The 21,116-nt window shown below is 66.5% G+C and carries 19 protein-coding genes and 2 pseudogenes; 8 read left to right on the forward strand and 13 right to left on the reverse strand.

What is annotated here, in order from left to right; translation table 11 throughout:
* The first annotated feature begins 1 nt into the window (after window position 1).
* Window positions 2-1,222 carry a phenylacetate--CoA ligase family protein gene (locus ATI53_RS00805; protein WP_111549475.1) on the forward strand — a complete coding sequence of 407 codons (1,221 nt, stop codon included), beginning with the start codon at window positions 2-4 and terminating at the stop codon, window positions 1,220-1,222.
* Window positions 1,223-1,226: 4 nt separating this feature from the next.
* Here ATI53_RS00805 and arsC read toward each other — a convergent pair whose 3' ends face one another.
* From arsC to ATI53_RS00830, 5 genes are read right to left on the reverse strand one after another with little or no spacing between them, the layout of a single operon-like run.
* Window positions 1,227-1,565, reverse strand: a complete 339-nt coding sequence (arsC, locus tag ATI53_RS00810) for an arsenate reductase (glutaredoxin) (protein ID WP_111549476.1) — start codon at window positions 1,563-1,565, stop codon at window positions 1,227-1,229.
* On the reverse strand, window positions 1,562-2,620 hold the full coding sequence (locus ATI53_RS00815; RefSeq protein WP_111549477.1) for a quinone-dependent dihydroorotate dehydrogenase: 1,059 nt from the start codon (window positions 2,618-2,620) through the stop codon (window positions 1,562-1,564). The genes arsC and ATI53_RS00815 overlap by 4 nt, the downstream gene beginning before the upstream one ends.
* Window positions 2,617-2,955, reverse strand: a complete 339-nt coding sequence (locus ATI53_RS00820) for a DUF952 domain-containing protein (protein ID WP_034453291.1) — start codon at window positions 2,953-2,955, stop codon at window positions 2,617-2,619. Before ATI53_RS00820 ends, ATI53_RS00815 begins: the two co-directional genes overlap by 4 nt.
* Before the next feature lie 57 nt (window positions 2,956-3,012).
* A complete protein-coding gene (locus tag ATI53_RS00825; RefSeq protein ID WP_111549478.1) occupies window positions 3,013-3,120 on the reverse strand; it encodes a VPLPA-CTERM sorting domain-containing protein in 108 nt (35 codons plus the stop codon).
* Entirely contained in the window at window positions 3,108-3,749 is a 642-nt protein-coding gene (locus ATI53_RS00830; RefSeq protein ID WP_146609863.1) for a hypothetical protein, read from the reverse strand. The genes ATI53_RS00825 and ATI53_RS00830 overlap by 13 nt, the downstream gene beginning before the upstream one ends.
* A 137-nt stretch (window positions 3,750-3,886) precedes the next feature.
* Here ATI53_RS00830 and ATI53_RS00835 point away from each other — a divergent pair, with 137 nt between their 5' ends.
* The 4 genes from ATI53_RS00835 to ATI53_RS00850 all read left to right on the forward strand — a co-directional run bounded on the left by ATI53_RS00835 (window position 3,887) and on the right by ATI53_RS00850 (window position 7,514).
* Window positions 3,887-5,446 carry a bifunctional metallophosphatase/5'-nucleotidase gene (locus ATI53_RS00835; protein ID WP_111549480.1) on the forward strand — a complete coding sequence of 520 codons (1,560 nt, stop codon included), beginning with the start codon at window positions 3,887-3,889 and terminating at the stop codon, window positions 5,444-5,446.
* A 118-nt stretch (window positions 5,447-5,564) separates the two neighbouring features.
* Entirely contained in the window at window positions 5,565-6,344 is a 780-nt protein-coding gene (gene pcaD, locus ATI53_RS00840) for a 3-oxoadipate enol-lactonase (RefSeq protein WP_009506227.1), read from the forward strand.
* On the forward strand, window positions 6,344-7,054 hold the full coding sequence (locus ATI53_RS00845; RefSeq protein ID WP_111549481.1) for an alpha/beta fold hydrolase: 711 nt from the start codon (window positions 6,344-6,346) through the stop codon (window positions 7,052-7,054). The genes pcaD and ATI53_RS00845 overlap by 1 nt, the downstream gene beginning before the upstream one ends.
* 160 nt (window positions 7,055-7,214) lie before the next feature.
* Window positions 7,215-7,514: an ArsR/SmtB family transcription factor gene (locus ATI53_RS00850; RefSeq protein WP_111549558.1), complete on the forward strand. Its 300-nt coding sequence runs from the start codon at window positions 7,215-7,217 to the stop codon at window positions 7,512-7,514.
* Here ATI53_RS00850 and ATI53_RS00855 read toward each other — a convergent pair.
* From ATI53_RS00855 to ATI53_RS00870, 4 genes and pseudogenes are all read right to left on the reverse strand, one after another.
* Window positions 7,507-9,450: an acyl-CoA synthetase gene (locus tag ATI53_RS00855; protein WP_111549482.1), complete on the reverse strand. Its 1,944-nt coding sequence runs from the start codon at window positions 9,448-9,450 to the stop codon at window positions 7,507-7,509. The genes ATI53_RS00850 and ATI53_RS00855 overlap by 8 nt on opposite strands.
* Window positions 9,451-9,580: 130 nt before the next feature.
* On the reverse strand, window positions 9,581-10,801 hold the full coding sequence (locus tag ATI53_RS00860; protein ID WP_009506217.1) for a class I SAM-dependent methyltransferase: 1,221 nt from the start codon (window positions 10,799-10,801) through the stop codon (window positions 9,581-9,583).
* A 73-nt stretch (window positions 10,802-10,874) separates the two neighbouring features.
* Window positions 10,875-11,178 (reverse strand): annotated as a pseudogene (locus ATI53_RS00865) (DnaJ family domain-containing protein).
* A gap of 100 nt (window positions 11,179-11,278) precedes the next feature.
* Window positions 11,279-11,707, reverse strand: coding sequence for an FKBP-type peptidyl-prolyl cis-trans isomerase (locus ATI53_RS00870; protein ID WP_009506212.1), 429 nt, complete (start codon window positions 11,705-11,707; stop codon window positions 11,279-11,281).
* Between the two features lie 179 nt (window positions 11,708-11,886).
* Between ATI53_RS00870 and ATI53_RS00875 the strand changes: the two genes are divergently transcribed.
* Both ATI53_RS00875 and ATI53_RS00880 read left to right on the forward strand, forming a co-directional pair.
* On the forward strand, window positions 11,887-12,558 hold the full coding sequence (locus ATI53_RS00875) for a haloacid dehalogenase type II (protein WP_111549483.1): 672 nt from the start codon (window positions 11,887-11,889) through the stop codon (window positions 12,556-12,558).
* A complete protein-coding gene (locus ATI53_RS00880) occupies window positions 12,558-13,379 on the forward strand; it encodes an alpha/beta fold hydrolase (RefSeq protein WP_009506208.1) in 822 nt (273 codons plus the stop codon). Before ATI53_RS00875 ends, ATI53_RS00880 begins: the two co-directional genes overlap by 1 nt.
* 675 nt (window positions 13,380-14,054) lie before the next feature.
* Here the strand turns inward: ATI53_RS00880 and truB are convergent.
* The 3 genes and pseudogenes from truB to metG form a co-directional block, all read right to left on the reverse strand.
* Window positions 14,055-14,969: a tRNA pseudouridine(55) synthase TruB gene (gene truB / locus ATI53_RS00885; RefSeq protein WP_111549484.1), complete on the reverse strand. Its 915-nt coding sequence runs from the start codon at window positions 14,967-14,969 to the stop codon at window positions 14,055-14,057.
* A gap of 56 nt (window positions 14,970-15,025) precedes the next feature.
* A complete protein-coding gene (locus tag ATI53_RS00890) occupies window positions 15,026-15,850 on the reverse strand; it encodes a LysR family transcriptional regulator (RefSeq protein ID WP_009506205.1) in 825 nt (274 codons plus the stop codon).
* Window positions 15,851-16,090: 240 nt separating this feature from the next.
* A pseudogene (gene metG, locus ATI53_RS00895) lies at window positions 16,091-17,806 on the reverse strand (methionine--tRNA ligase); the annotation flags it as partial.
* A gap of 135 nt (window positions 17,807-17,941) precedes the next feature.
* Between metG and ATI53_RS00900 the strand changes: the two are divergent.
* Window positions 17,942-18,982, forward strand: a complete 1,041-nt coding sequence (locus ATI53_RS00900; RefSeq protein WP_009506202.1) for an aldo/keto reductase — start codon at window positions 17,942-17,944, stop codon at window positions 18,980-18,982.
* Between the two features lie 162 nt (window positions 18,983-19,144).
* Here ATI53_RS00900 and ATI53_RS00905 read toward each other — a convergent pair whose 3' ends face one another.
* Window positions 19,145-20,941 carry an ABC transporter transmembrane domain-containing protein gene (locus tag ATI53_RS00905; RefSeq protein ID WP_009506201.1) on the reverse strand — a complete coding sequence of 599 codons (1,797 nt, stop codon included), beginning with the start codon at window positions 20,939-20,941 and terminating at the stop codon, window positions 19,145-19,147.
* Between the last annotated feature and the right edge of the window lie 175 nt (window positions 20,942-21,116).

Consider the following 21,116-nt stretch of genomic DNA (forward strand, 5'->3'; position numbering starts at 1 on the left):
GATGAGCAGCTATTATGACGATCTTGAAACGCGCAGCGTCGATGCGCGCGCGGCGTCTCTGGCCAAGGCACTGCCGGAACAGATCGCGCTGGCGAGGGGGCTTCCGGGCTATGCGGGCGCGCTGTCGGACGTCGACCCGGCCAGGGTGGCGGATCTGGCGGCGCTGGCGCGGCTGCCGGTGCTGCGTAAATCGGCGCTGGTCAGCGCGCAGGGCGCGGCGGCGCCGTTCGGCGGCTATGCGGCAAGGCCCGCGCATGGATTCGCGCATGTGTTCCAGTCTCCGGGGCCGATCTATGAACCGGGCGGGGCGGGGCATGACTGGTGGCGGCTGGGGCGGTTTCTGCACGCCTGCGGCATCGGGCAGGGCGACATCGTGCAGAACTGCTTTGGCTATCATTTGACGCCGGCGGGCATGATCTTTGAAAACGGCGCGCGGGCGGTGGGGGCGGCGGTGTTGCCCGCCGGGACCGGCCAGACCGAGTTGCAGGCGCGCGCGGCGCGTGACCTTGGCGTCACCGCCTATGCGGGCACGCCCGATTACCTCAAGCTGGTTCTCGAAAAGGCGGATACGCTGGGGCTGGAGCTGGCAATCACCCGCGCCGCCGTGTCCGGCGGGGCGCTGTTCCCAAGCTTGCGCGATTGGTACACGGACCGCGGCATTGCCTGCCGCCAATGCTATGCCACCGCTGATCTGGGCATGATCGCCTATGAAAGCGCCGCGATGGAAGGCATGATTTCCGACGAGCGCGTCATCATCGAGATCGTCACCCCCGGCACCGGCAACCCGGTCACGCCCGGCGAGGTCGGCGAGGTGGTGGTGACCACGCTCAACCCCGACTACCCGCTGATCCGCTTCGCCACGGGCGACCTTAGCGCGGTGCTGCCGGGCGTGAGCCCCTGCGGGCGGTCCAACCTGCGGATCAGGGGCTGGATGGGGCGCGCCGATCAGACCGCCAAGATCAAGGGCATGTTCGTGCGCCCCGAGCAGGTCGCTGCGCTGGTCGCCCGTCATCCCGAAATCGACCGTGCACGGGTCATCGTCAGCCGGGACGGCGAGATGGACGTGATGACGGTGCGTCTTGAAACCCTGTCCGGGGATCCGGCGCGCTATGCCGGGACCATCGCGGATGTGCTCAAGCTGAAGGGGGCGGTCGAACTGGTCAAGCCGGGCTCCCTGCCGCGCGACGGCATCGTGATCGAGGATCAGCGCGTCTACGACTGAGCGGTTACAACAGGCTCAGCACGTTTTCCGGCGGTCGCCCGATCACCGCGCGCCCGCTGGAAAACAAAACCGGGCGTTCGATCAGCTTCGGTCTGGCCGCCATGGCGCGCAGCAGCGTCTCGTCGTCACTGTCGCGGGTCAGGCCCAGCGCGCGAAAGTCAGGTTCGCCGGGGCGCATCATGTCGATGACCGGCAGGCCAAGTGCCGCCCGCGCGGCGCGCAACTCGTCGAGGTCGGGGGCGTCGTCCAGGTAATTGCGGATGGTCGGGGTCACGCCACGCCCGGTGAGCAGGGCGAGCGCGGCGCGGGATTTCGAACAGCGCGGGTTGTGCCAAAGGATCACAGCCAGTCCTCCCGCCCGGTGCCGACCGCATCGGACACCGACGCAAAGCCGTCGCGTGCCAGCAGCGCGTCCAGATCGGTCAGGATGCGCGGTACCAGCGACAGCCCTTGATAAACCAGCGCCGAATAAAGCTGCACGGCCGACGCCCCGGCGCGGATCTTGGCGTAGGCATCGGCCCCCGACGCCACACCGCCCACACCGATCAGCGGCAGCGCCCCATCGGTCAGCTGCGACAACCGCGCCAGAACCCGCGTCGAGCGGATGAACAGCGGAGCGCCGGACAGCCCGCCGGCCTCGTGCCTGTGGGGCGATCTCAGCCCGTCGCGCGCCAGCGTCGTGTTGGTCGCGATCACACCCGCCACACCAGCGGCCAGCGCCACCTCGGCTACATCCGCAAGCCCCGCGTCATCCAGATCCGGCGCGATCTTGACGAAAACCGGCAGCGTCAGCCCGGCCCCGGCGCGCGCCGCCATCACGCGGGCCAGCAGTGCCGTCAGCGCCGCCTTGCCCTGAAGGTCGCGCAGTTTTTCGGTGTTGGGCGAGCTGACGTTGACGGTCGCGAAATCCAGATGAGCGCCGCAGGCGGCAAGCACGCGGGCGAAATCTTCGGCGCGGTCGTCGCTGTCCTTGTTGGCACCCAGGTTCAGCCCCAGCACCATGCCCGCGGGTCGGTCGGCAAGCCGGGGCAGCGCGTCCTGCATGCCGCGATTGTTGAACCCGAAGCGGTTGATGACCGCGCGGTCCTGGGGCAGGCGAAACAGCCGGGGTCTGGGGTTCCCGGCCTGGGGGCGGGGCGTCACGGCGCCGACCTCGACCAGCCCGAACCCGGCGCGGGCCAGCGGGGCCAGCGCCTCGGCATTCTTGTCAAAGCCCGCGGCAAGCCCCAGGGGATTGGCAAGCCGCATGCCCGCCACGATGCAGCGCAGACGGTCCGATGCGAACACACGGGGCAGCGGCGCCAGCCCGGACGACAGCGCCCTCAGCGCAAGGCCGTGGGCGGTTTCCGGGTCAAGCCGGCGCATCGCCGCCAGACCGGCGCGTTCGACAAGGCTCATGTCATGTCATCCGGGAACATGTGGCCGCCCAAGCCCAGCGGCAGCGGGCGCGACCAGCGCACATCGGTCAGCCGCAGCGGGGCGTAAAGATGCGGGAACAGCGCGCCACCGCGCGAGGGTTCCCATTTCAGGGCATCGCCGAGCATATCCGCGTCGAACGCAAGCACGAACAGTCCGGGTTCGTCGGAAAAATGTTTTGCAGTGGTCTCGCGCACCTGTTCCAGGGTCGAGAAATGCACATAGCCGTCCGAGACGTCGATGGGGGCGCCCATCGTCTCGCCGGTCTGTTGCAGGGCAGCCCATTCCCCGGGCCTCAGGATCTTGTAGATCAGCATTGGGCTGGAATGCCGCCCTTCGCCCCGGCGGTCAATCCCAAAGCTGTCCGGGGCCGATCAGCCCCTTGCGCGGCGGCGCAGCCCCAGCGCGCCGAGACCGGCCAGCAGCAGCAGCCCGGTCGCGGGCAGCGGCACGGCGGCGGCGTTGAATTTCAGATGATCCATGCCGACATAGGCGCTTGGCCCCGCAAGGTGAGCGATGTGAAGGGCGTGTCGCTGGTCACGCCCCAATAGGACGGATCGTTGGCCGTGGACGCGGCGGTCGTCGTCCAGCCGGTGCTGCCCGTGACGGTGACGAGGCCGTTGTCACCGCTGGACAGATACAGGCTGAGCGCGCTGACAGCGCTGCCAAAGGCGATGGTCAGCATGCTTGCGCCATCGTTGTGATACCAGATCGCGCTGTCGCTGCCCAGCGCGGCGGGCAGCGCCTCGCCGGTGTAGGACCCGTAGGACAGCGGCCCCGGCATGATGTCGTAGGGATGTACATGGATGGCGTTCGTGCCGCCGGTTTCGGTGACCGACCCCCAGGCGAATGTCCGGCTGGGCAGAGGGGACGCGGGGGATGCCGCGTCCTCGAAATCCTCCGTGAGGAAACCGATGCTGTTGTCCGTCGCAATCGCGAAATCCGAGACGTCGGTGTAGAATGTCGCAGCCGTTGCGGCGGGCGCCGCCCCGGACAGCGCGACCGCACAACACCCTGCCGCAAGAATGCATGGCAGGGGGTGGGTAACAGCGAAGACGCGGGTCGTCTCGCACAATCTGGGGTAGAATCCGTGGCGGGACCTGCGCTGCATGCGTGCCGCGCCGCAAATGGTGCGATGTCACGCGGCTGTTTCCGCCGGGCGTTACGTCAGGCGAAACGGCTCTTTGACAGTTTCGCGCAGGCGTTGCAACAATTCCGTCACAAAACACCGCAGAGAGGTTTTTTCCGATGACGTTCCGTCTTCTGTCCACGGCAGCGGCGCTTGCGCTGACCGCAGGGGCCGCCAGCGCCGAGTATTCGCTGACGATTCTGCACACCAACGATTTCCATTCCCGCTTTGAGCCGATCAGCAAATACGATTCGTCCTGTGGCGAAGAGGACAACGCGGCGGGGGACTGCTTTGGCGGTTCCGCGCGCCTGATCACGGCGCTGAACGACGCCAAGGCAAGGCTGGACAACTACATCCTTGTCGATGGCGGCGACCAGTTTCAGGGCACGCTGTTTTACACCTATTACAAGGGCAAGCTTGCCGCCGAGATGATGAACAAGATGGGCTATGACGCGATGACCGTGGGCAACCACGAATTCGACGACGGCCCCGAGGTTCTGCGCGGCTTTGTCGATTCGGTCGATTTCCCGGTGCTGATGTCGAATGCCGACATCTCGGGCGAACCGCTGCTGACCGACAAGATCGCGAAATCCACCGTCATTGAAAAGAACGGCGAAAAAATCGGCCTGATCGGCCTGACGCCGCAGGATACGGACGAACTTGCCAGTCCGGGCAAGAACATCGTCTTCACCGATCCGGCGGACGCGGTGCAGGGCGAGGTCGATAAGCTGACCGAAGACGGCGTGAACAAGATCGTCGTGCTGTCGCATTCGGGCTACAAGGTCGACATCGACGTGGCCAACACCACCACCGGGGTCGATGTGATCGTGGGCGGGCACACCAACACCCTGCTGGGCGAGATGGACGGCGCCGAAGGCCCGTACCCGACCATGGTGAACGACACGGCCATCGTGTCCGCCTATGCCTATGGAAAATTTCTGGGCGAATTGAACGTCACCTTCGACGATGACGGAGTCATCACGCAGGCGTCCGGCGCGCCGCTGGTGATGGATGGCTCGGTCGCCGAAGACACCCCCACCAAGGAGCGCATCAAGGAGGCCGCCGCCCCGCTGGAGGAAATCCGCAACAAGGTGGTTGCCGAAACCAGCGCAGAAATCACCGGCAGCCGCGATATGTGCCGTGCGGTGGAATGCCCGATGGGCAACCTCGTCGCCGACGCGATGCTGGACCGGGTCAAGGACCAGGGCATCGAAATCGCGATCGCCAACGGCGGCGGGCTGCGCGCGTCGATCGACGCGGGCGAGGTCACCATGGGCGAAGTGCTGACCGTGCTGCCGTTTCAGAACACGCTGTCGACGTTTCAGGTCTCCGGCGCGACGGTGGTCGCGGCGCTGGAAAACGGTGTCAGCCAGATCGAAGACGGCGGCGGGCGTTTCCCGCAGGTCGCGGGCATCAGCTTTGCGGTCGATCCGTCGGCCGAACCGGGCAGCCGCGTGTCCGACGTGATGGTCGCCGGGACCGCCATCGACCCGGACAAGACCTATGGTCTGGTGTCCAACAACTACGTTCGCAACGGCGGCGACGGTTACAAGATGTTCATGGATGCGCAGAACGCCTATGACTTCGGGCCGGATCTGGCGGACGTGACGGCGGAATTCCTGGCCGCCAACGCGCCCTATGCGCCCTATACGGACGGTCGGATCACCATCAAGGAATGATCCTGCCGCCGAGAGGCCGGACGCACGAATGACAAACGGGCGCGTCTTTTTTGCCAGGCGCGCCCTTCGCTTTTTCGGTACTTGCGCTATGCTGAGCACGGATGACACAGGAGACCCGATGCAGATTGCAGACCTGGGCGATATTCGCCTGCATTATCGTCTGGACGGTCCCGAAGGGGGCGCTCCGCTGGTATTTGCCAATGCGCTTGGCACCGATCTGCGGATCTGGGATGACGTCGTCGGGCATCTGCCCGAGGGGCTGCGCATCCTGCGCTACGACATGCGCGGGCACGGGTTGTCGGACGCGCCCGAGGGACCCTATTCCATGGGGCAGCTGGTGCGCGACGCCGAGCAGTTGATGGAACATGCCGGGATGAAAGACGCCGTTTTCGTCGGGCTGTCGATTGGTGGCATGGTGGCGCAGGGGCTGGCGGCCAAACGGCTGGATCTTGTGCGGGGGCTGGTGCTGTCGCACACCGCCGCCAAGATCGGCACCCGTCAGATCTGGGCCGACCGGATCGCGCTGGTCCAGGCGCAGGGCCTGGGCGCCATCGTGGAGGACACGCTGGACAAGTGGTTTTCCCCAGACTGCCACGACCGGCACGCGATCCGTCACATGCTGGAACGCACGCCGGTGGAGGGGTACACTGGCTGCTGTCACGCCATCTCGGGCACGGATTTCATGACGCCGACCTCGGGGTTGCGTCTGCCCGCGCTAGGGATCGCCGGGGCCGATGACGGGTCGACCCCGCCCGATCTGGTGCGCGAAACGGTGGATCTGATTCCGGGCGCGCAGGTCCGGCTGATGCGCGGGGCGGGGCACATGGCCTGCGTCGAAAAGCCCGCCGAATACGCCGAAATCCTGTCAGGATTCCTGACCGCGCAGGGTCACGTCTGATGGCGCGTATGCTGCTGGTGGCGGGCGCCTGTCACGGAGCGTGGGCGTGGGACGCGCTGGTGCCGCATCTTGTGGCGCTTGGCCATGACGTGCCGCATTTCGATCTGCCCGCGCATGGCGACGACCCGCAGCCCGCCGCCGGGGCGACGCTGGGCGATTATGCCAGCGCGATCGCGGCGGCGCTGCTGCCCGGCACCATTCTGCTGGCCCATTCCATGGCCGGGGTCCCCGCGACGCTGGCCGCCGAGCTTGCCCCGGATCGCGTTGCGCGGCTGGTCTATCTGTGCGCCTACCTGCCGCAGGATGGCGACAGCGTGACGTCGCTGCGCCGGCAACAGGACAGTCAACCGCTGAAACCCGCCCTTCGGCGCACCCCGGAGGGGCATAGCTTTGACTTTGTGCCCGAACTGGCGCGGGATCTGTTCTATCACGATTGCCCGGAGGCGGTCGCGCGCGCCGCGACCGCCAGTCTGCGCCCCGAGCCGATCGCGCCGCAGGAAACCCCGGTGCGCCTTGCCGGGGCAGCCCGCGCAGTGCCGCGCAGCTATATCCTGTGTACCCAGGATCGCGCCATTCCGCCCGCCGACCAGCGCCGCATGGCTCTGGGCATTCCGGCGGCGGATGTGCATGCCCGCGCGTGGTCGCATTCGCCGTTCCTGTCCGATCCGGCGGGGCTGGCCCGGCTGCTGGACGCCATCGCGCGGGCCTGACGGCGGGAACCGGGGCGCTGGCCCCGCGTTACACGCCATACGCAGTCGCGCCGGCCTGCGCGCCTCGCATGTCGTGGCGGGCCGTGTGCACGATGTCCATTCGCCAGCAAGGTAACCGAACGTGTCCGACCGCTCTGCCATCGTCCCGCCCGCCGACCATATGGCCGCGAATGCCCGCGATGCGGCGGGATTTCTCAAGACGCTGGCCCATGAGGGGCGGCTGATGATCCTGTGTCACCTGGGGTCGGGTGAAAAGTCGGTGGGCGAGCTGGAAACACTGCTGGGCATCCGGCAGGCGGCGGTCAGCCAGATGCTGGCCCGCTTGCGCGAAGAGGGGCTGGTCAGCACCCGCCGCGATGGCAAGACCATTTTCTATAGTCTCGCGAACGATGACACGGGCCGCGTGATCGGTTTGCTGTACGAAATTTTCTGCAAGCCGCCCGAAGGCGGGGTCAATTGACCCCAGGCCGCTTCTCTGGCCGCTTCTCCCGCCCGACAGCTGGTCCGGCAACTGGGCCATCGTCAGACCAGTCCCACGCGCAGGTAAATGCCCCCAGGCAATGGCGCACATGGTCCGCGTCCGACCCGTTGCGGGCGATGCGGGCAATCAGCCCGCGCCGACGGTCGTCCCGTACATCCACCACCCGCGCCGACAACCCCGCGGCGCCAAGCGCGGCGTCATAGACCCGCGTTATGGCAAGCATCCGCAGCGCGGGCTTGAACACCTTGCCCACGGCGGTCTTGGGCAGCTCCGGCAGGATCGCCAGGTGCTTTGGCAGCGCGGCGCGTTCGTGAATATGAACCCGTGCATGGGCCATCAGCTCTTCGGGGGTCACCTCTGCCCCGGCGCAGAGTTCCACAAAGGCGCAGGGCAGTTCGCCGGCATGCGAATCCGGCTGGCCGATGGCGCCCGCAAAGGCCACGGCAGGATGGGCAAGCAAAGCATCCTCGATCTCGGCGGGGTCGATATTGTGCCCGCCGCGGATGATCACATCCTTGGCGCGCCCGGTGATCCACAGATAGCCGTCATCGTCCATCCGGCCCAGATCGCCTGTCCGCAGGTAGATGCCTTCGTGAAACAGCGCGTGATTGCGGTCTTGTTCGGTGTAGGTGCTGCCGGCATAGACACCAGGGCTGGCCACGCAGATCTCGCCGATCTCGCCGCGGGGGCATTCGCGCGGGCCCACGTCGGTCTGCTGCACGATCCTGACGTGGGTGTAGGGAAGCGGGATGCCGATGGACCCGACTTTCTTGACCCCTTCGGGCGGATTGACGGACACGAGACAGGTCGCCTCGGTCAGCCCGTAGCCCTCGCAAATCGTGATGCCGCAGGCGGATTCAAAGCGTTTGAACAGTTCCATCGGCATCGGTGCCGACCCGGAAAACGCCAGCCTGACCGAGGATATGTCCGCATCCACCGGCCGCTGCATCAGCGCGGACACGGCGGTGGGCACGGTGATGATGAAGCTGATGCGCCAACGTTCGCACAGCTTCCAGAAATTGTCGAACACGCCGGCGCCGCGATACCCCTGGGGCGTGGGAAACACCACATGCGCGCCGGAACAGATCGCCGCCATAACGATGACATGCACGGCAAAGACATGGAACAGCGGCAGCGGGCACATGATGTTGTCCTGTTCGCTGAACAGCAGCCGGTCGCCCAGCCAGCCGTTGTACAGCATGCCCGAATACAGATGCCGCGCCACCTTGGGCATGCCCGTGGTGCCGCCCGTATGGAAATAGGCGGCGACGCGATCCCGTTGCGGGTCGTCAAAGCTCAGCCGGTCCGGCTGGCGCGCCAGTTCCGTGCGGAAACATCTGGTGTCGGCGTGGCTGGCGCCGCGTCCGGGGCGCAGGAACGGTACGATCCAGCGCCGGGGCGCTGTCAGATAGCGGTTCAGGTCGACCTCCAGCACCGTGTGCACATGCGGCGCGTGGCGGCAGGCCTCGGCCACCTTTTGCGCGACATCGGTCTTGGGAAAGGGTTTGAGCGTGACGACCACGCTGGCATCCGTCTCGCGCAGGATGGCGGCGATCTGTTCGGGTTCAAGCAGCGGGTTGATCGGCAGCACGATGCCCGCCACCGCGCCGCCCAGCAGGGCCAACACCGCTTCGGTGCAGTTGGGCAGCACATAGGCGACCACGTCGGTTTCCCCGATGCCAAGGCTGCGAAACAGGTTCGCGGCCTGACTGATCTGCGCCAAAAGCTGGCTCCATGTCAGGGTTTCGGCGCGGTCCTTTGGTCCCGACAAAAGCTGATAGCTGATCGCCGGGCGATCGGGAAATGCCTTGGCTGTGCGCGCGATCTGCCCGTAAAGCGTCGCGGGAAGCGAGCGGTCCGCCCATGATTTTTCCGCCTCGATGGCATCGCGGTCTTGCAGAGACGCGAAACGCATGGCTTGTTTCTCCCTTTGTGACCCCTTTCGGGGCGCTCTCCTCTTGCGCAGTGTGGAAAGGAACGCGCGGTCGCGCAAGGGCGCCAAACGCGACGGCAGCCAGCGCGGCATGCGACGTTGCGGTGGCGCGCTACAGGCCGCGCAGCGACTTGCCGGTCTGGCGCATCAATCCCGAGTAATGCAGCAAGCCCCACGGCGCGAGCGCCGCGTCGATCCGCCCCCAGACGGTGCCGAAGGCCAGCGGGTCCAGCCGGGCCGTGGTGGCGATCTGCGACAGGTCGCGGCGGCCGTCGATCGCGGCCAGCACGGCGGCGGCGCTGCGCGGCAGGGTCACGTCGGTCCTGAGCTGGCCCAGTTGCAGCGGCAGCGGGCGGCCCTGCGCGACGGCCTTGGCCAGTGCCTGGCGTTTGATGCCGCGCAGGTGGGGCACAAGGGCGCGGTTGGTGGGCCGGGCAAGCGAGGGCGGCGCGTCGGCCGGCACAGCATAGGCCACATGCATCCGGATCGTGCCGCGCAGCTTTTCCGCGATGGCCATCTGTTGCCTCGGGTTCATGCCTTCGGGCACCGGCGTGATGCGGGCAAGGTCGTATATCGCCGGCGCGGTGAACGACGCAAGGCGCCAGCCGGTGGCGTCGAGCGTTTCCAGCAGCTCGGGCACGGCAAAGGCTCGGTCCTGTCCGTGCAGCAGCAGGTCGTAGAACCCCGCGTCGCTGGCGTGGTGATCGCCAAGATTGCGGTTGGCGGCAAAGGGGTGGCCTTCGGGCAGGTCGGCCACGATGCGGCGGGCCTGTTCCAGCCGATCCTGCGGCGGCAACCCGTCGAACAGCGCGCCAAACGCGTCCTGCAACGGGTAGACGCCCGAACGGCCATAAGGCGCGTAAACCATGAACCCCATGCCCCCACCGGGCGCGAGCGCGCCGCGCAGGGCCGCAAATCCCGCCGCCGGGTCGGGCAGGTGGTGCAGCACGCCGCAGCAGTCGATGTAATCGAACTGACCGTAATCCGCCGCATCCAGCAGGCTGCCGGTGTGAAAGTCGATGCCGCCCAGACCGCGCCGGGCGGCGCGCGCCTCGGCCACGGCGCGTGAGGCGGTGGACAGGTCCAGATAGGTGATCCTGGCCGGCGCGCCCAGCATGTCAAGCAAGGTGGCAAGCTGGATCAGCCCGTCGCCGGTGCCCCCGCCCGCCACCAGGATGCGCAGCGGCACGGACCAGTCGCGCGCGCCGTTCCACAGCATGTGGTCCATTTCGAACGGATGCGACGGAGAGCCGGTGATCAGCCGCGTATCTTCGTCCGCGGGGTCGCGTTCGGGATAGGGGTAGGCTTCGTATTGCTGTTTGACGGTAACCATGTTTGTCCCCTGAAGTGCGCGACAGTGCCATGTGCCACGCAGTTGGGCACGGGTTCAAGCGCCAGGGGCAGGCTCAGGGGCACTTGCGCGCGATATCAAGCCGGGCTTGCAACAGCGACAGGTCCTGGAGGATGCGGCGGCGCCCGCTGCGATCGGCGGTGTTCGCCAGCTGCGCGCGCAGGCGGGACATCTCGCGCATCAGCGACACCGGCTCGGGCACCGCGCCGTTGGCCTTCAGGATACGGTCAAAGACTGCGTTTTGCGGATCGTCACGGGGGGGGCAGAGGTTTTCCCGCGCCCGGCAGGTTGTCAAAGGCGCCGTCGGCCTGCGCCTTTCGGATACGCGCGTCGATCAGGTCGATCAGGGGGTGATCCATGGGCGCACAGGGTCAGGGGGCAGGGGCAGGGGGCAGGGTCAAAGAGCAGGCGGAAGCCAGGGGCGGGGCGACGCAGTGCCCCCCGCCCCCGCAACTGTCATCAGGCGATTTCGACCAGTTCGATGGCAAAGGTCAGATCCTTGCCGGCAAGCGGGTGGTTGGCGTCAAGCGTCACTTCGGTCTCGGTGACCTCGGCCACGGTGACGTTCATGGTCTGGCCGTTCGGGGTCTGAACCTGCAACTGGGTGCCCAGATCAAGCGGGATGTCGTCGGGAATTTCCTGACGGGGCACCGCCTGGCGTCCTTCGGCGTGGACGGGGCCGTAGGCCTCTTCCGGGGCGATCTCGACGGTTTTCTTCTCGCCGGGAGCCATGCCGGGAATCGCCTTTTCGAGGCCGGGAATGATCTGGCCCGACCCGACGGTGAATTCCAGCGGATCGCGGCCCGTGCTGGAATCAAAGGTGGTGCCATCGGAAAGCGTGCCGGTGTAATGGATGCGGACGGTATCGCCGGTCTTGACCTGCGTCATGGTTTCTCCGTTCGTGTCTGGGATTGCGTGTCTTGCAAATCGCGTGAATGGACGAGGCCGCCGAAAGCGGGTGCTCGTATTTCTCCCCGGCAGGGTACCCAAACTTGGCAGAAATTGCAAACGGGGGGCCTTTTCCATCGCCCGCCGCCGTGCAAGGCTTTGCCGCAAAGGGGAATGCCATGACCATAACCACCTGCGTTTTTGACGCGTACGGCACGTTGTTCGATGTTTCCGCAGCGGCGCGCCGCGCGGCGGATGCGGATCCGGCACTTGCCGACATCTGGCAGCCGCTGTCCGAGGACTGGCGCCGCAAGCAGCTGGAGTATTCCTGGCTGCGGGCGATCACCGGCGATCACGTCCCCTTTCGCGAGGTCACCGGCAATGCGCTGGACTGGGCGATGGAACGGCACGGGCTGACGGGCGACGCCCTGCGCGCGCGCCTGATGGATCTGTATTTCGTGCTGGATGCCTATCCCGAAGTGCCCGCGATGCTGGATGCGCTGCTGGCCAAAGGGCTGCGCGCGGCGATATTGTCGAACGGCTCGCCCGACATGCTGGAGGCTGCGGTGTCCAGCGCCGGGATCGGCGCCCGGCTTGAGGCGGTGCTGTCGGTCGAAGACGTCGGCGTCTTCAAACCCGCCCGCTCCGTTTACGATCTGGTGGGAACGCGGATGGGCTGCGCGCCCGAACAGGTGCTGTTCGTGTCGTCCAACGGCTGGGACGCTGCGGGCGCCGCAGGCTATGGCTTTCGCACCGCCTGGGTCAATCGGGCCGGCCTGCCGATGGATCGACTTGCCGCGCGTCCGCACCATGTTCTGTCAGATCTGACCACGATATCGGAGCTTTGCTGATGCCGCGTTTCACCACCTCGGACGGGCTGTCCCTGCATTACACCGTCGAAGGCGACGGCCCGGCGCTGCTGTGTCTTGCCGGTCTGACCCGCGACGGGCGCGATTTCGACTATGTGGCGCCGCATCTGCCCGGCGTGCGGCTGATCCGGCTGGATTATCGCGGGCGCGGCGAATCCGATTGGGGCGATCCGGCCGACTATACCATCCCGGTCGAAGGGCGCGATGCGGTCGAACTGCTCGATCATCTCGGGCTGGGCACGGCGGCGGTGCTGGGAACCTCGCGCGGGGGGCTGATCGCGATGCTGCTGGCCGCAACGGTCAAGGACAGGCTGACCGGCGTGGCGTTGAACGACATCGGCCCCGAAATCGCGGATGCGGGGCTGGACGTGATAAAGGGGTATCTGGGGCGCAATCCGCCATGGAAAACGCTGGACGAGGCCGCACGGAAACGGGCCGCCGCGATGACCGCCTTTGACGGGGTTCCCGAAAGCCGCTGGCGCGAAGAGGCGGAGAAATTCTATCGCGAAACCGCGGGGGGGCTGGAAATCACCTATGATCCACGGCTGCGCGAGGCCGTTCTGGCGGACGGGGCGCAGCCGGTTGCGGATTTGTGGCCGCTGTTCGATGCGCTCAAAGGTCTGCCGCTCTGTGCGATCCGCGGCGCGAACTCGGACCTTCTGTCGGTGCAAACCTTTGAAACGATGCAGCAACGCCGCCCCGACATGATCGCCGCCACGGTCCCTGGACGCGGCCATGTGCCGTTTCTGGACGAACCGGAAGCGCTGGATGCGCTGCGGCGGTGGCTGAAGATGCTGGGCTGATCCGGCGCTGTGGACAGAATTTTGACCTGAAATTTCGAAAACTCAACCAGACGGTCGTCGTCGTGATTTTTGCGCATGGCAAAGGCTTTGTGGGCACGGGGCGGTGGCGGGCTCGTTCAACGCAGGGATGCCTGGCTGGTCGTTCGGGGTGTACGGCCGCCCGACACCCCGGATGCCCCTTCCCAGGGCCCAACCGTCGATTGCACGCCCGGCGAAGACCTTGTCAATATTTTTCGATACCCATGGCGATACCACCGAAATTCACCGCCTTGACGTTCTGCGCCGGAAATTGCGCGAGGGGGGCGGGGCTGTCGCCGCCGGATGGCGCCGCTACGCTGACCTGAAATCGTGTTCTTTCAGGGGCTGACCGCGCCGCCTCTTTGCAGGAACGCGTTGGGCAGGACCTGACGGGCGCCCGGGGCGGCGATATTGGGGCGATACGTTGAATGCCGCCCAAACCGTGACCGGCCCCGATGGGGATGACCTTATCGCGCCTGGCGATCCGGTCCCGGCCAACGCGCCAGCGCCGCAGGACATCGGAGGTGTGGTGTCGCTCGGCGCGGGCCGGAGGCGGATAGCGTACCGTTCAGCGGCGCCCGGCTTGATGCCGACCCGGGCGCGGACAATGACCAAGACCACGGGCGATACGCGATTGGGGCCAGCCAGCCCTGCCGATCAGGGCGCGGGGGGCAGGACAAAGACGCGGTTCGGGTGCAGCTCGCCGGCCTTGTATGTGCCCACCGCCACCGCACGCCCCTGATAGGACGCCCAGGCCTCCTCGCCGTAGTCGACGTCGCCGGGGATCACCATTCCGGGGTTGCCATTGCGCAGGCGGGCGGCACCCTCCGCGGTACATTTCAGTTCGGGCAGATCCGCAAGCCCGACCTCCAGCGGCTTGAGATGCGTGTCAAGCTCGGGGGTTTTGGCCTGCGCGGCTACGTCTTCCAGGCTGATGCCGTCCCCGGCGTCGAACGGCCCGGACCAGGTGCGGCGCAGCTGCAGCACATGGCCGTGGCAGCCCAGCAACTCGCCCAGGTCGCGCGCGATCGACCGCACATAGCCGCCCTTGCCGCACACCATTTCCAACTCGACATGATCGGCGTCCGGGCGCGAGATCATCGTCAGCTCTTCGACCCAGAGCGGGCGCGCCGCGATCTCCATCGTTTCACCGTCGCGGGCGCGCTTGTAGGCGCGTTCGCCGTCGATCTTCACCGCCGAGAATTGCGGCGGCACCTGGCTGATTTCGCCCACGAACCCATGCAGCCGTTCCTTTATCTCGTCATCCGCCGGGCGCAGGTCGCTCTGGGCCAGCACCTCGCCTTCGGCATCGTCGGTGTTGGTGCGCTGCCCCAGCCGAACGACAAAACGATAGGCTTTCAGCGCGTCGGTGATGTAGGGCACGGTCTTGGTCGCCTCGCCCAAAGCGATGGCCAGAACGCCGGTCGCGTCGGGGTCCAGCGTGCCCGCGTGGCCGGCTTTTCTGGCATCCAGCGCCCAGCGGACCTTGCTCACCACCGAAGTGGATGTGATCCCTGCCGGTTTGTCGACGATCAGCCAGCCCGAAATGTCGCGGCCCTTCTTGCGTGCCATGCCCTGCGCCCTTTGCGTGATGAAGCGCGCGAGGTAGCGCAGGGGCGGCCCGCTTGTCAATCGGGGCAGAGCGCGTCTGCGATGGCGTTCAGCGCGGCGCGGATGGGCGGGTCGTGGCGGGACGCGTGGTGGCTGACAAGCCATTCGTCGTGTGACAGGGGGGCGATGGGCGGCGACATGCGCGTCAATCCGGCAGTGGCATCGCCCGCGAATGTGGGCAGAACCACCTGCCCGAACCCCGCAAGCGCAAGATCAAGACACAGCCGGGGGTCCGTCGCGGTGGTCACGATCCGATCACCGCAAGTGTCGTGCAACCAGCGTTGCGACGCGGCAAGCCCCGGACCTGCGGGCAGGGCGACGTAGCCCGTAACCGCCGGGTCGGACGCATAAACCACATAGTCGATGCGGCGCAGGCGCTGCCGGGCAAGGCGCGCCGAGGTGGGCGGACGGTTGCGAATGCCAATGTCGGCCTCGCGCCCGGCCAGATCCAGGGGCGCGTTGGATGCGACGAACGCGGGCAACCACCGGCCGGCGCGGTCTGGTGCCAGACGCATCGCAAGATGATGTGCGGTCCAGAACCCGGCGGTGATCCGCACCGCGACCGGGCCATGATCGGTTTGCATCCAGGCGGTCACCCGTTGGCGCAGCTCGGGCAGATCGTGCAATTCGGCGGCGAGCGCGCGCCCGTCGCCCGACAAGGCGTACCCCGCGCGCCCGCGCAGAAACAGCGCACGCCCCGTCATCTGTTCCAGCTTTGTCATGCGGCGGGACAGGGTCGGCAACGGCATGCTGCGGCGCCGTGCGGTTTCGGCCAGTGACCCGGCGGCGGCCAGATCCAGAAACAGCGCAAGGTCGTCAAGCGAGGGCTGGCTTTCATTCATGAAAGCCAGTTTGCGCCAATCACCAGTATTTTCAAGGCCGCGGCGGGGCGACCATTGCCAGCGATCCGACTTGCACGATCAGGAATGAAACAATGGACGGCTTTCCAACTGACCCGGCCCGTATGGGGGGCTACGCGCGCGAAAGGCAGATCTTTCAGCGGCGGCTTGTCAGCCAGCGCAGATGGCGCCGCAGGCGGTGGCGCCTGCGGGTATGGGCGGCGATCTTCGGGCGCGCCAGGCTCAGGTGCGCGCGCCCGCAAAGCGCGTCTGCCATTCCTCGCGTTCGTCATCGGTGATCTTGCGGAAGGTGACCTCGGGCACCTCGAACGCATGCCCGGCGGGCAGGGCTTTCAGCGCGCCTGTCACATCGTCGGGCCAACTGTCATCCTCGGTTTTCAGCGCGGCCATCAGCTGCGCCGCGGCATCCGGGATGAACGGCGCCGAGATCACTGCATAAAGCCGGATCACGTTCAGCGCGAGGCGGATCTGCGCGGCAGCCGTTTCCGGGTCGGTCTTGAAGGTCGACCAGGGCGCGGCCTCTTGCAGGTATTCGTTGCCCAGCACCCATGCCGCGCGCAGAGCGGCGGCGGATTTGCGCACCTCGGCCTGCGCCATGAAGGTTTCGTATTCGCGGATGCGGGCGGTCAGATCGGCGATCAACTGGTGTTCGCGCGCGCCCAGGCTGCCACCCGTCGGAACCGTTTCGCCAAACTTGGACCGGCAGAATTTGGTGACGCGCGAGGCGAAATTGCCCAGCACGTCCGCCAGATCCTTGTTCACCGAGCCCTGGAAATTTTCCCAGGTGAATTCGCTGTCGCTGCTTTCGGGCGCGTGGCTCAGCAGCCACCAGCGCCAGTAATCCGCTGGCAGGATTTCCAGCGCCTGATCCATGAACACGCCGCGCCCGCGCGAGGTGCTGAATTGGCCCCCGTCATAGTTGAGGTAGTTGAACGACTTGACGTAATCCACCAGTTTCCATGGCTCGCCCGACCCGAGGATCGTGGCGGGAAAGCTGAGGGTATGGAACGGCACGTTATCCTTGCCCATGAACTGGGTATAGGTCACGTCGTCGGCGCCCTTGTCGGTGCGCCACCAGCGTTCCCAGTCATCGCCCTTGCCCGCGTCGACCCATTCCTGCGCGCAGGCGATGTATTCGATGGGCGCGTCGAACCAGACGTAGAACACCTTGCCTTCCATGCCCGGCCAGTCCTGGTCGCCCTTTTTCACCGGGATGCCCCAGTCAAGGTCGCGGGTGATGCCGCGATCCTGCAAACCGTCACCGTCTGTCAGCCATTTCTTGGCGATCGAGGTGGTCAGCACAGGCCAGCCGATCCGCGTGTCGATCCATTCTTCCAGGCGGTCCTTCATGCTGGACTGGCGCAGGAACAAATGCTTGGTCGCACGCATTTCCAGATCGGTTGCACCGGAAATCACCGAGCGCGGGTTCAGCAGATCGACCGGGTCAAGCTGTTTGGTGCAATTGTCGCACTGATCGCCGCGCGCGTCCTCGAACCCGCAATTGGGGCAGGTACCTTCGATATAACGGTCGGGGAGGAAGCGGCCGTCGGTGGGCGAATACATCTGCGTTTCGGACACTTCGCGGATCAGCCCCTGATCGGCCAGAACCCCGGCGAAATGCTGGGTCAGCGCGTGGTTCTGCGGGCTGGACGAGCGCCCGAAATGGTCAAAGCTCAGTCGGAAGCCATCGGCGATCTTTGCCTGCACCTCGTGCATTTCGGCGCAATATTCGGCGACGGGCTTGCCCGCCTTGGCGGCGGCCAGTTCGGCCGGGGTGCCGTGTTCGTCGGTGGCGCACAAAAACAGCACCTCGTCACCGCGCGCCCGGTGGTAGCGCGCGAACAGGTCGGCGGGAAGTTGCGAGCCGACCAGGTTCCCCAGGTGTTTGATCCCGTTGATATAGGGAATCGCCGAGGTGATGAGATGCCGTGCCATGGTCTGCCTTTTCTGCGCGCCGCTGTGGCTGTCGCTTTAGCGGATCATGCGCCCAAGGGAAAGATCCGGCAGGCGGGGTCTTGGCTTCGCGGCGCGTGTGTCTAGGTTGGCGACGGATTCCAGTTTCAGGAGACCCCCATGAAGACAAACCCCCTCGGCCGGTCCGGCATCGAGGTGAGCGAGCTTTGCCTCGGCACCATGACCTTTGGCAACCAGACCCCGCCGCCCGAGGCCCACGCCCAGATCGAGCGCGCGCTGGCGGCGGGAATCAATTTCATCGACACCGCCGAGATGTACCCGGCGAACCCGGTCAAGGCCGAGACCATCGGGCGCACCGAGGAAATCATCGGCGACTGGATCGCCGCTTCGGGCCGGCGCAACGACTTTGTGCTGGCAACCAAGCACACGGGTGATTCAATGCTGGTGCGCGACGGCACGCTGATCGGTGCGGAAACCATTGCGGTCTGTATCGAATCCTCGCTCAAGCGGCTGAAGACGGATGTCATCGACCTGTACCAGTTTCACTGGCCGAACCGGGGCAGTTTCCATTTCCGCAAGAACTGGCGGTACGATCCGTCGGGGCAGGACCGCGCGGCTACCGTGCAGCACATGCACGACGCGCTGGGGGCATTGCAGCGTGAGGTGGACCGGGGTGCCATCCGTGCCTTTGGTCTGGCCAACGACAGCGCATGGGGAACGGCCATGTGGCTGCGCATCGCCGAAGACGCCGGCGGGCCGCGCGTGGTCTCGATCCAGAACGAGTATTCGCTGATGTGCCGGCTGGCGGACACCGATCTGGCCGAGCTGATGGTGAACGAAGATGTGGGCCTGTTGCCTTATTCGCCGCTGGCGGCGGGGTTGCTCACCGGAAAATACCAGGGTGGCGCGGTGCCCGAAGGGTCGCGCATGTGGCTTAACGGCGACCTGGGGGGGCGCAAGACCGAGCGGGCGTTTCCGGCGGTCGATGCCTATCTTGGGGTCGCGCGCGATTTCGGGCTGGACCCGGTGCATATGGCGCTGGCCTGGTCGGCGCGGCGTCCCTTTGTGGCGTCGTCGATCTTTGGTGCGACCACGGGCGCGCAGCTGGACCATGTGCTGGGCGCGGTGGATGTGGTGCTGAGCGATGAGCTGCTGGAGCGCATCGACGCGGTGCACAAGGAGCACCCGATGCCGTACTGATCGCCAGAAGGCTGGGGCAGCCCGCCGGAGCGGACCCAAGCTTGGGGGGCCAGCCCTCCAGACCCTACCAAAGCTGGGGGGCCAGCCCCCCAGACCCCCCGGAGTTCAAGGGCAAGATGAAGAAGGGGCGCGGGTCGATGGGCCGCGCCCCCTGTTCAGGGGTTATTCGGCGGCGATGCCGTCGGTGAATTGCAGCCGGGCGAGGCGGGCGTAGAGACCGCCTTCGGCCACCAGCGCATCGTGGGTGCCGATGGCGGCGATGCGCCCGTGTTCCATGACCACGATGCGGTCGGCCTTTTTCACGGTGGCCAGGCGGTGGGCAACGATGATGGTGGTGCGCCCTTCGGCCAGCCGGTCGACGGCGGCCTGCACCGCGCGTTCGCTTTCCGCGTCAAGCGCCGAGGTCGCCTCGTCCAGCAGCAGGACCGGGGCGTCGCGCAGGATGGCGCGGGCGATGGCGATGCGCTGTTTCTGACCGCCCGACAGCATCACGCCGCGTTCGCCCAGATAGGTATCGTAGCCGTCCGGAAGCGCCGTCAGGAAATCGTGGGCGGCGGCGGCGCGGGCGGCGGCCTCGATCTCGGGGGCGGTCGCGTCGGGACGACCGAAGCGGATGTTTTCGCGCGCGGTGGCGGCAAAGATCACCGGGTCCTGCGGCACCAGGGCGATATGCCGGCGAAAGTCGTCGCGTGACAGGGCGGTCAGCGGCGCGCCGTCCAGCAGCACCTGGCCCGCTTCGGGATCGTAAAACCGCTGGATCAACTGCACGATGGTCGTCTTGCCTGCGCCCGATGGGCCGACCAGCGCGACGGTTTCTCCCGGTTCGATGTCAAGCGTGACCCCGTCCAGGGCGGCGACGGAGGGGCGTGAGGGGTAGTGGAAGCACACGTTCTCCAGCCGGATTTCGCCGCGTACGGGGGCGGGCAGGGTGCGGGGCCCGGGTGGGTCCTGTACGGCGTCTTCGGTTTGCAGGAGTTCGACCAGCCGTTCGGTGGCGCCCGCGGCGCGTTGCAATTCGCCAAAGATCTCCGACAGCGCGGCGACGGCGCCCGCCACCATGACCGAATAGATCACGAATTGCACCAGCGCGCCTGCGCTCATGTCGCCTGCGCGCACATCCCACGCGCCCATCCAGAGCACGCCGACCACCCCCGAGAAGACCAGAAAGATCACGATGGCGGTCATTGCGGCGCGCACCCAGATGCGGCGGCGCGCGGCGTCAAAGCTTTTTTCCGTAACGTCGCCAAAGGCTGCGCGCGAGATGTTTTCGTGGGTAAAGGCCTGCACGGTCTGCACCGCCGACAGCGCTTCGGCGGCATTGGCCGAGGAGGCTGCGATCCAGTCCTGGTTTTCACGACTGAGGGTGCGCAGCCGACGCCCCAGCGTCAGGATCGGGACCACCACGACCGGAACGATCAGCAGCACCATTCCGGTCAGCTTGGCCGAGGTCAGCAGCATGAGCACCAGCCCTCCGGCCATCATCAGGATGTTGCGCAGGGCGATCGACACCGACGAACCGATCACCGACTGGATCAGCGTGGTGTCGGTGGTGATGCGGCTCAGGACCTCGCCGGTCATGATCTTTTCGTAAAACACCGGAGACAGGCCGATGACCCGGTCGAACACCGCCTTGCGGATGTCGGCGACAACCCGTTCGCCCAGTCGCGTCACCAGCGCGTAGCGCAGCGCGGTGCCGATGGCGAGCAGCCCGGCGATGGCCAGCGCGGCGGCGAAGTAGCGGTCAAGCAGCCCGCCGTCGGCGTTGAAGTTGTCGACCACGCGGCGCACGGCCAGCGGCAGTGTCAGCGAAATCGCCGCGGTGGCCATCAGCGCCAGTCCCGCGCCGACGAGCAATCCCCTGTAGGGGGCAAGAAAGGGCGCGAGTGCGCCAAGCGCGCCAAGTCTGCGGGATTTCGCGCGATCCTGCGCGACAGCGGTTGCCGGGTTGCCGTGGGCCATGTGTCCTCCTCGGGCTGTGCCGCGCCGGTTTAGCGCAAAGCCAAGGCGAAGGGGAGTCGCCGCTTTGGTCCGGGGAAAGGATTGGAGCGGGCGGCGGGATACCGGAATCGGTGTTTTTATATTATTTATCAGGCATTCGGTGTCCCACGATGACATGAATACAGCCTGTTTGGAA

The organism is Salipiger aestuarii (assembly GCF_003259905.1).
Taxonomy (GTDB): Bacteria; Pseudomonadota; Alphaproteobacteria; order Rhodobacterales; family Rhodobacteraceae; genus Salipiger; species Salipiger aestuarii.

Bases quoted from the DNA above. Each gene is read 5' to 3' on its own strand.
- ATI53_RS00805 (WP_111549475.1), top strand. From the start codon at position 2: ATGAGCAGCTATTATGACGATCTTGAAACGCGCAGCGTCGATGCGCGC.
- ATI53_RS00815 (WP_111549477.1), bottom strand. From the start codon at position 2,620: ATGAGCCTTGTCGAACGCGCCGGTCTGGCGGCGATGCGCCGGCTTGAC.
- ATI53_RS00820 (WP_034453291.1), bottom strand. From the start codon at position 2,955: ATGCTGATCTACAAGATCCTGAGGCCCGGGGAATGGGCTGCCCTGCAA.
- ATI53_RS00825 (WP_111549478.1), bottom strand. From the start codon at position 3,120: ATGGATCATCTGAAATTCAACGCCGCCGCCGTGCCGCTGCCCGCGACC.
- ATI53_RS00830 (WP_146609863.1), bottom strand. From the start codon at position 3,749: ATGCAGCGCAGGTCCCGCCACGGATTCTACCCCAGATTGTGCGAGACG.
- ATI53_RS00835 (WP_111549480.1), top strand. From the start codon at position 3,887: ATGACGTTCCGTCTTCTGTCCACGGCAGCGGCGCTTGCGCTGACCGCA.
- pcaD (WP_009506227.1), top strand. From the start codon at position 5,565: ATGCAGATTGCAGACCTGGGCGATATTCGCCTGCATTATCGTCTGGAC.
- ATI53_RS00845 (WP_111549481.1), top strand. From the start codon at position 6,344: ATGGCGCGTATGCTGCTGGTGGCGGGCGCCTGTCACGGAGCGTGGGCG.
- ATI53_RS00850 (WP_111549558.1), top strand. From the start codon at position 7,215: ATGGCCGCGAATGCCCGCGATGCGGCGGGATTTCTCAAGACGCTGGCC.
- ATI53_RS00855 (WP_111549482.1), bottom strand. From the start codon at position 9,450: ATGCGTTTCGCGTCTCTGCAAGACCGCGATGCCATCGAGGCGGAAAAA.
- ATI53_RS00860 (WP_009506217.1), bottom strand. From the start codon at position 10,801: ATGGTTACCGTCAAACAGCAATACGAAGCCTACCCCTATCCCGAACGC.
- ATI53_RS00870 (WP_009506212.1), bottom strand. From the start codon at position 11,707: ATGACGCAGGTCAAGACCGGCGATACCGTCCGCATCCATTACACCGGC.
- ATI53_RS00875 (WP_111549483.1), top strand. From the start codon at position 11,887: ATGACCATAACCACCTGCGTTTTTGACGCGTACGGCACGTTGTTCGAT.
- ATI53_RS00880 (WP_009506208.1), top strand. From the start codon at position 12,558: ATGCCGCGTTTCACCACCTCGGACGGGCTGTCCCTGCATTACACCGTC.
- truB (WP_111549484.1), bottom strand. From the start codon at position 14,969: ATGGCACGCAAGAAGGGCCGCGACATTTCGGGCTGGCTGATCGTCGAC.
- ATI53_RS00890 (WP_009506205.1), bottom strand. From the start codon at position 15,850: ATGAATGAAAGCCAGCCCTCGCTTGACGACCTTGCGCTGTTTCTGGAT.
- ATI53_RS00900 (WP_009506202.1), top strand. From the start codon at position 17,942: ATGAAGACAAACCCCCTCGGCCGGTCCGGCATCGAGGTGAGCGAGCTT.
- ATI53_RS00905 (WP_009506201.1), bottom strand. From the start codon at position 20,941: ATGGCCCACGGCAACCCGGCAACCGCTGTCGCGCAGGATCGCGCGAAA.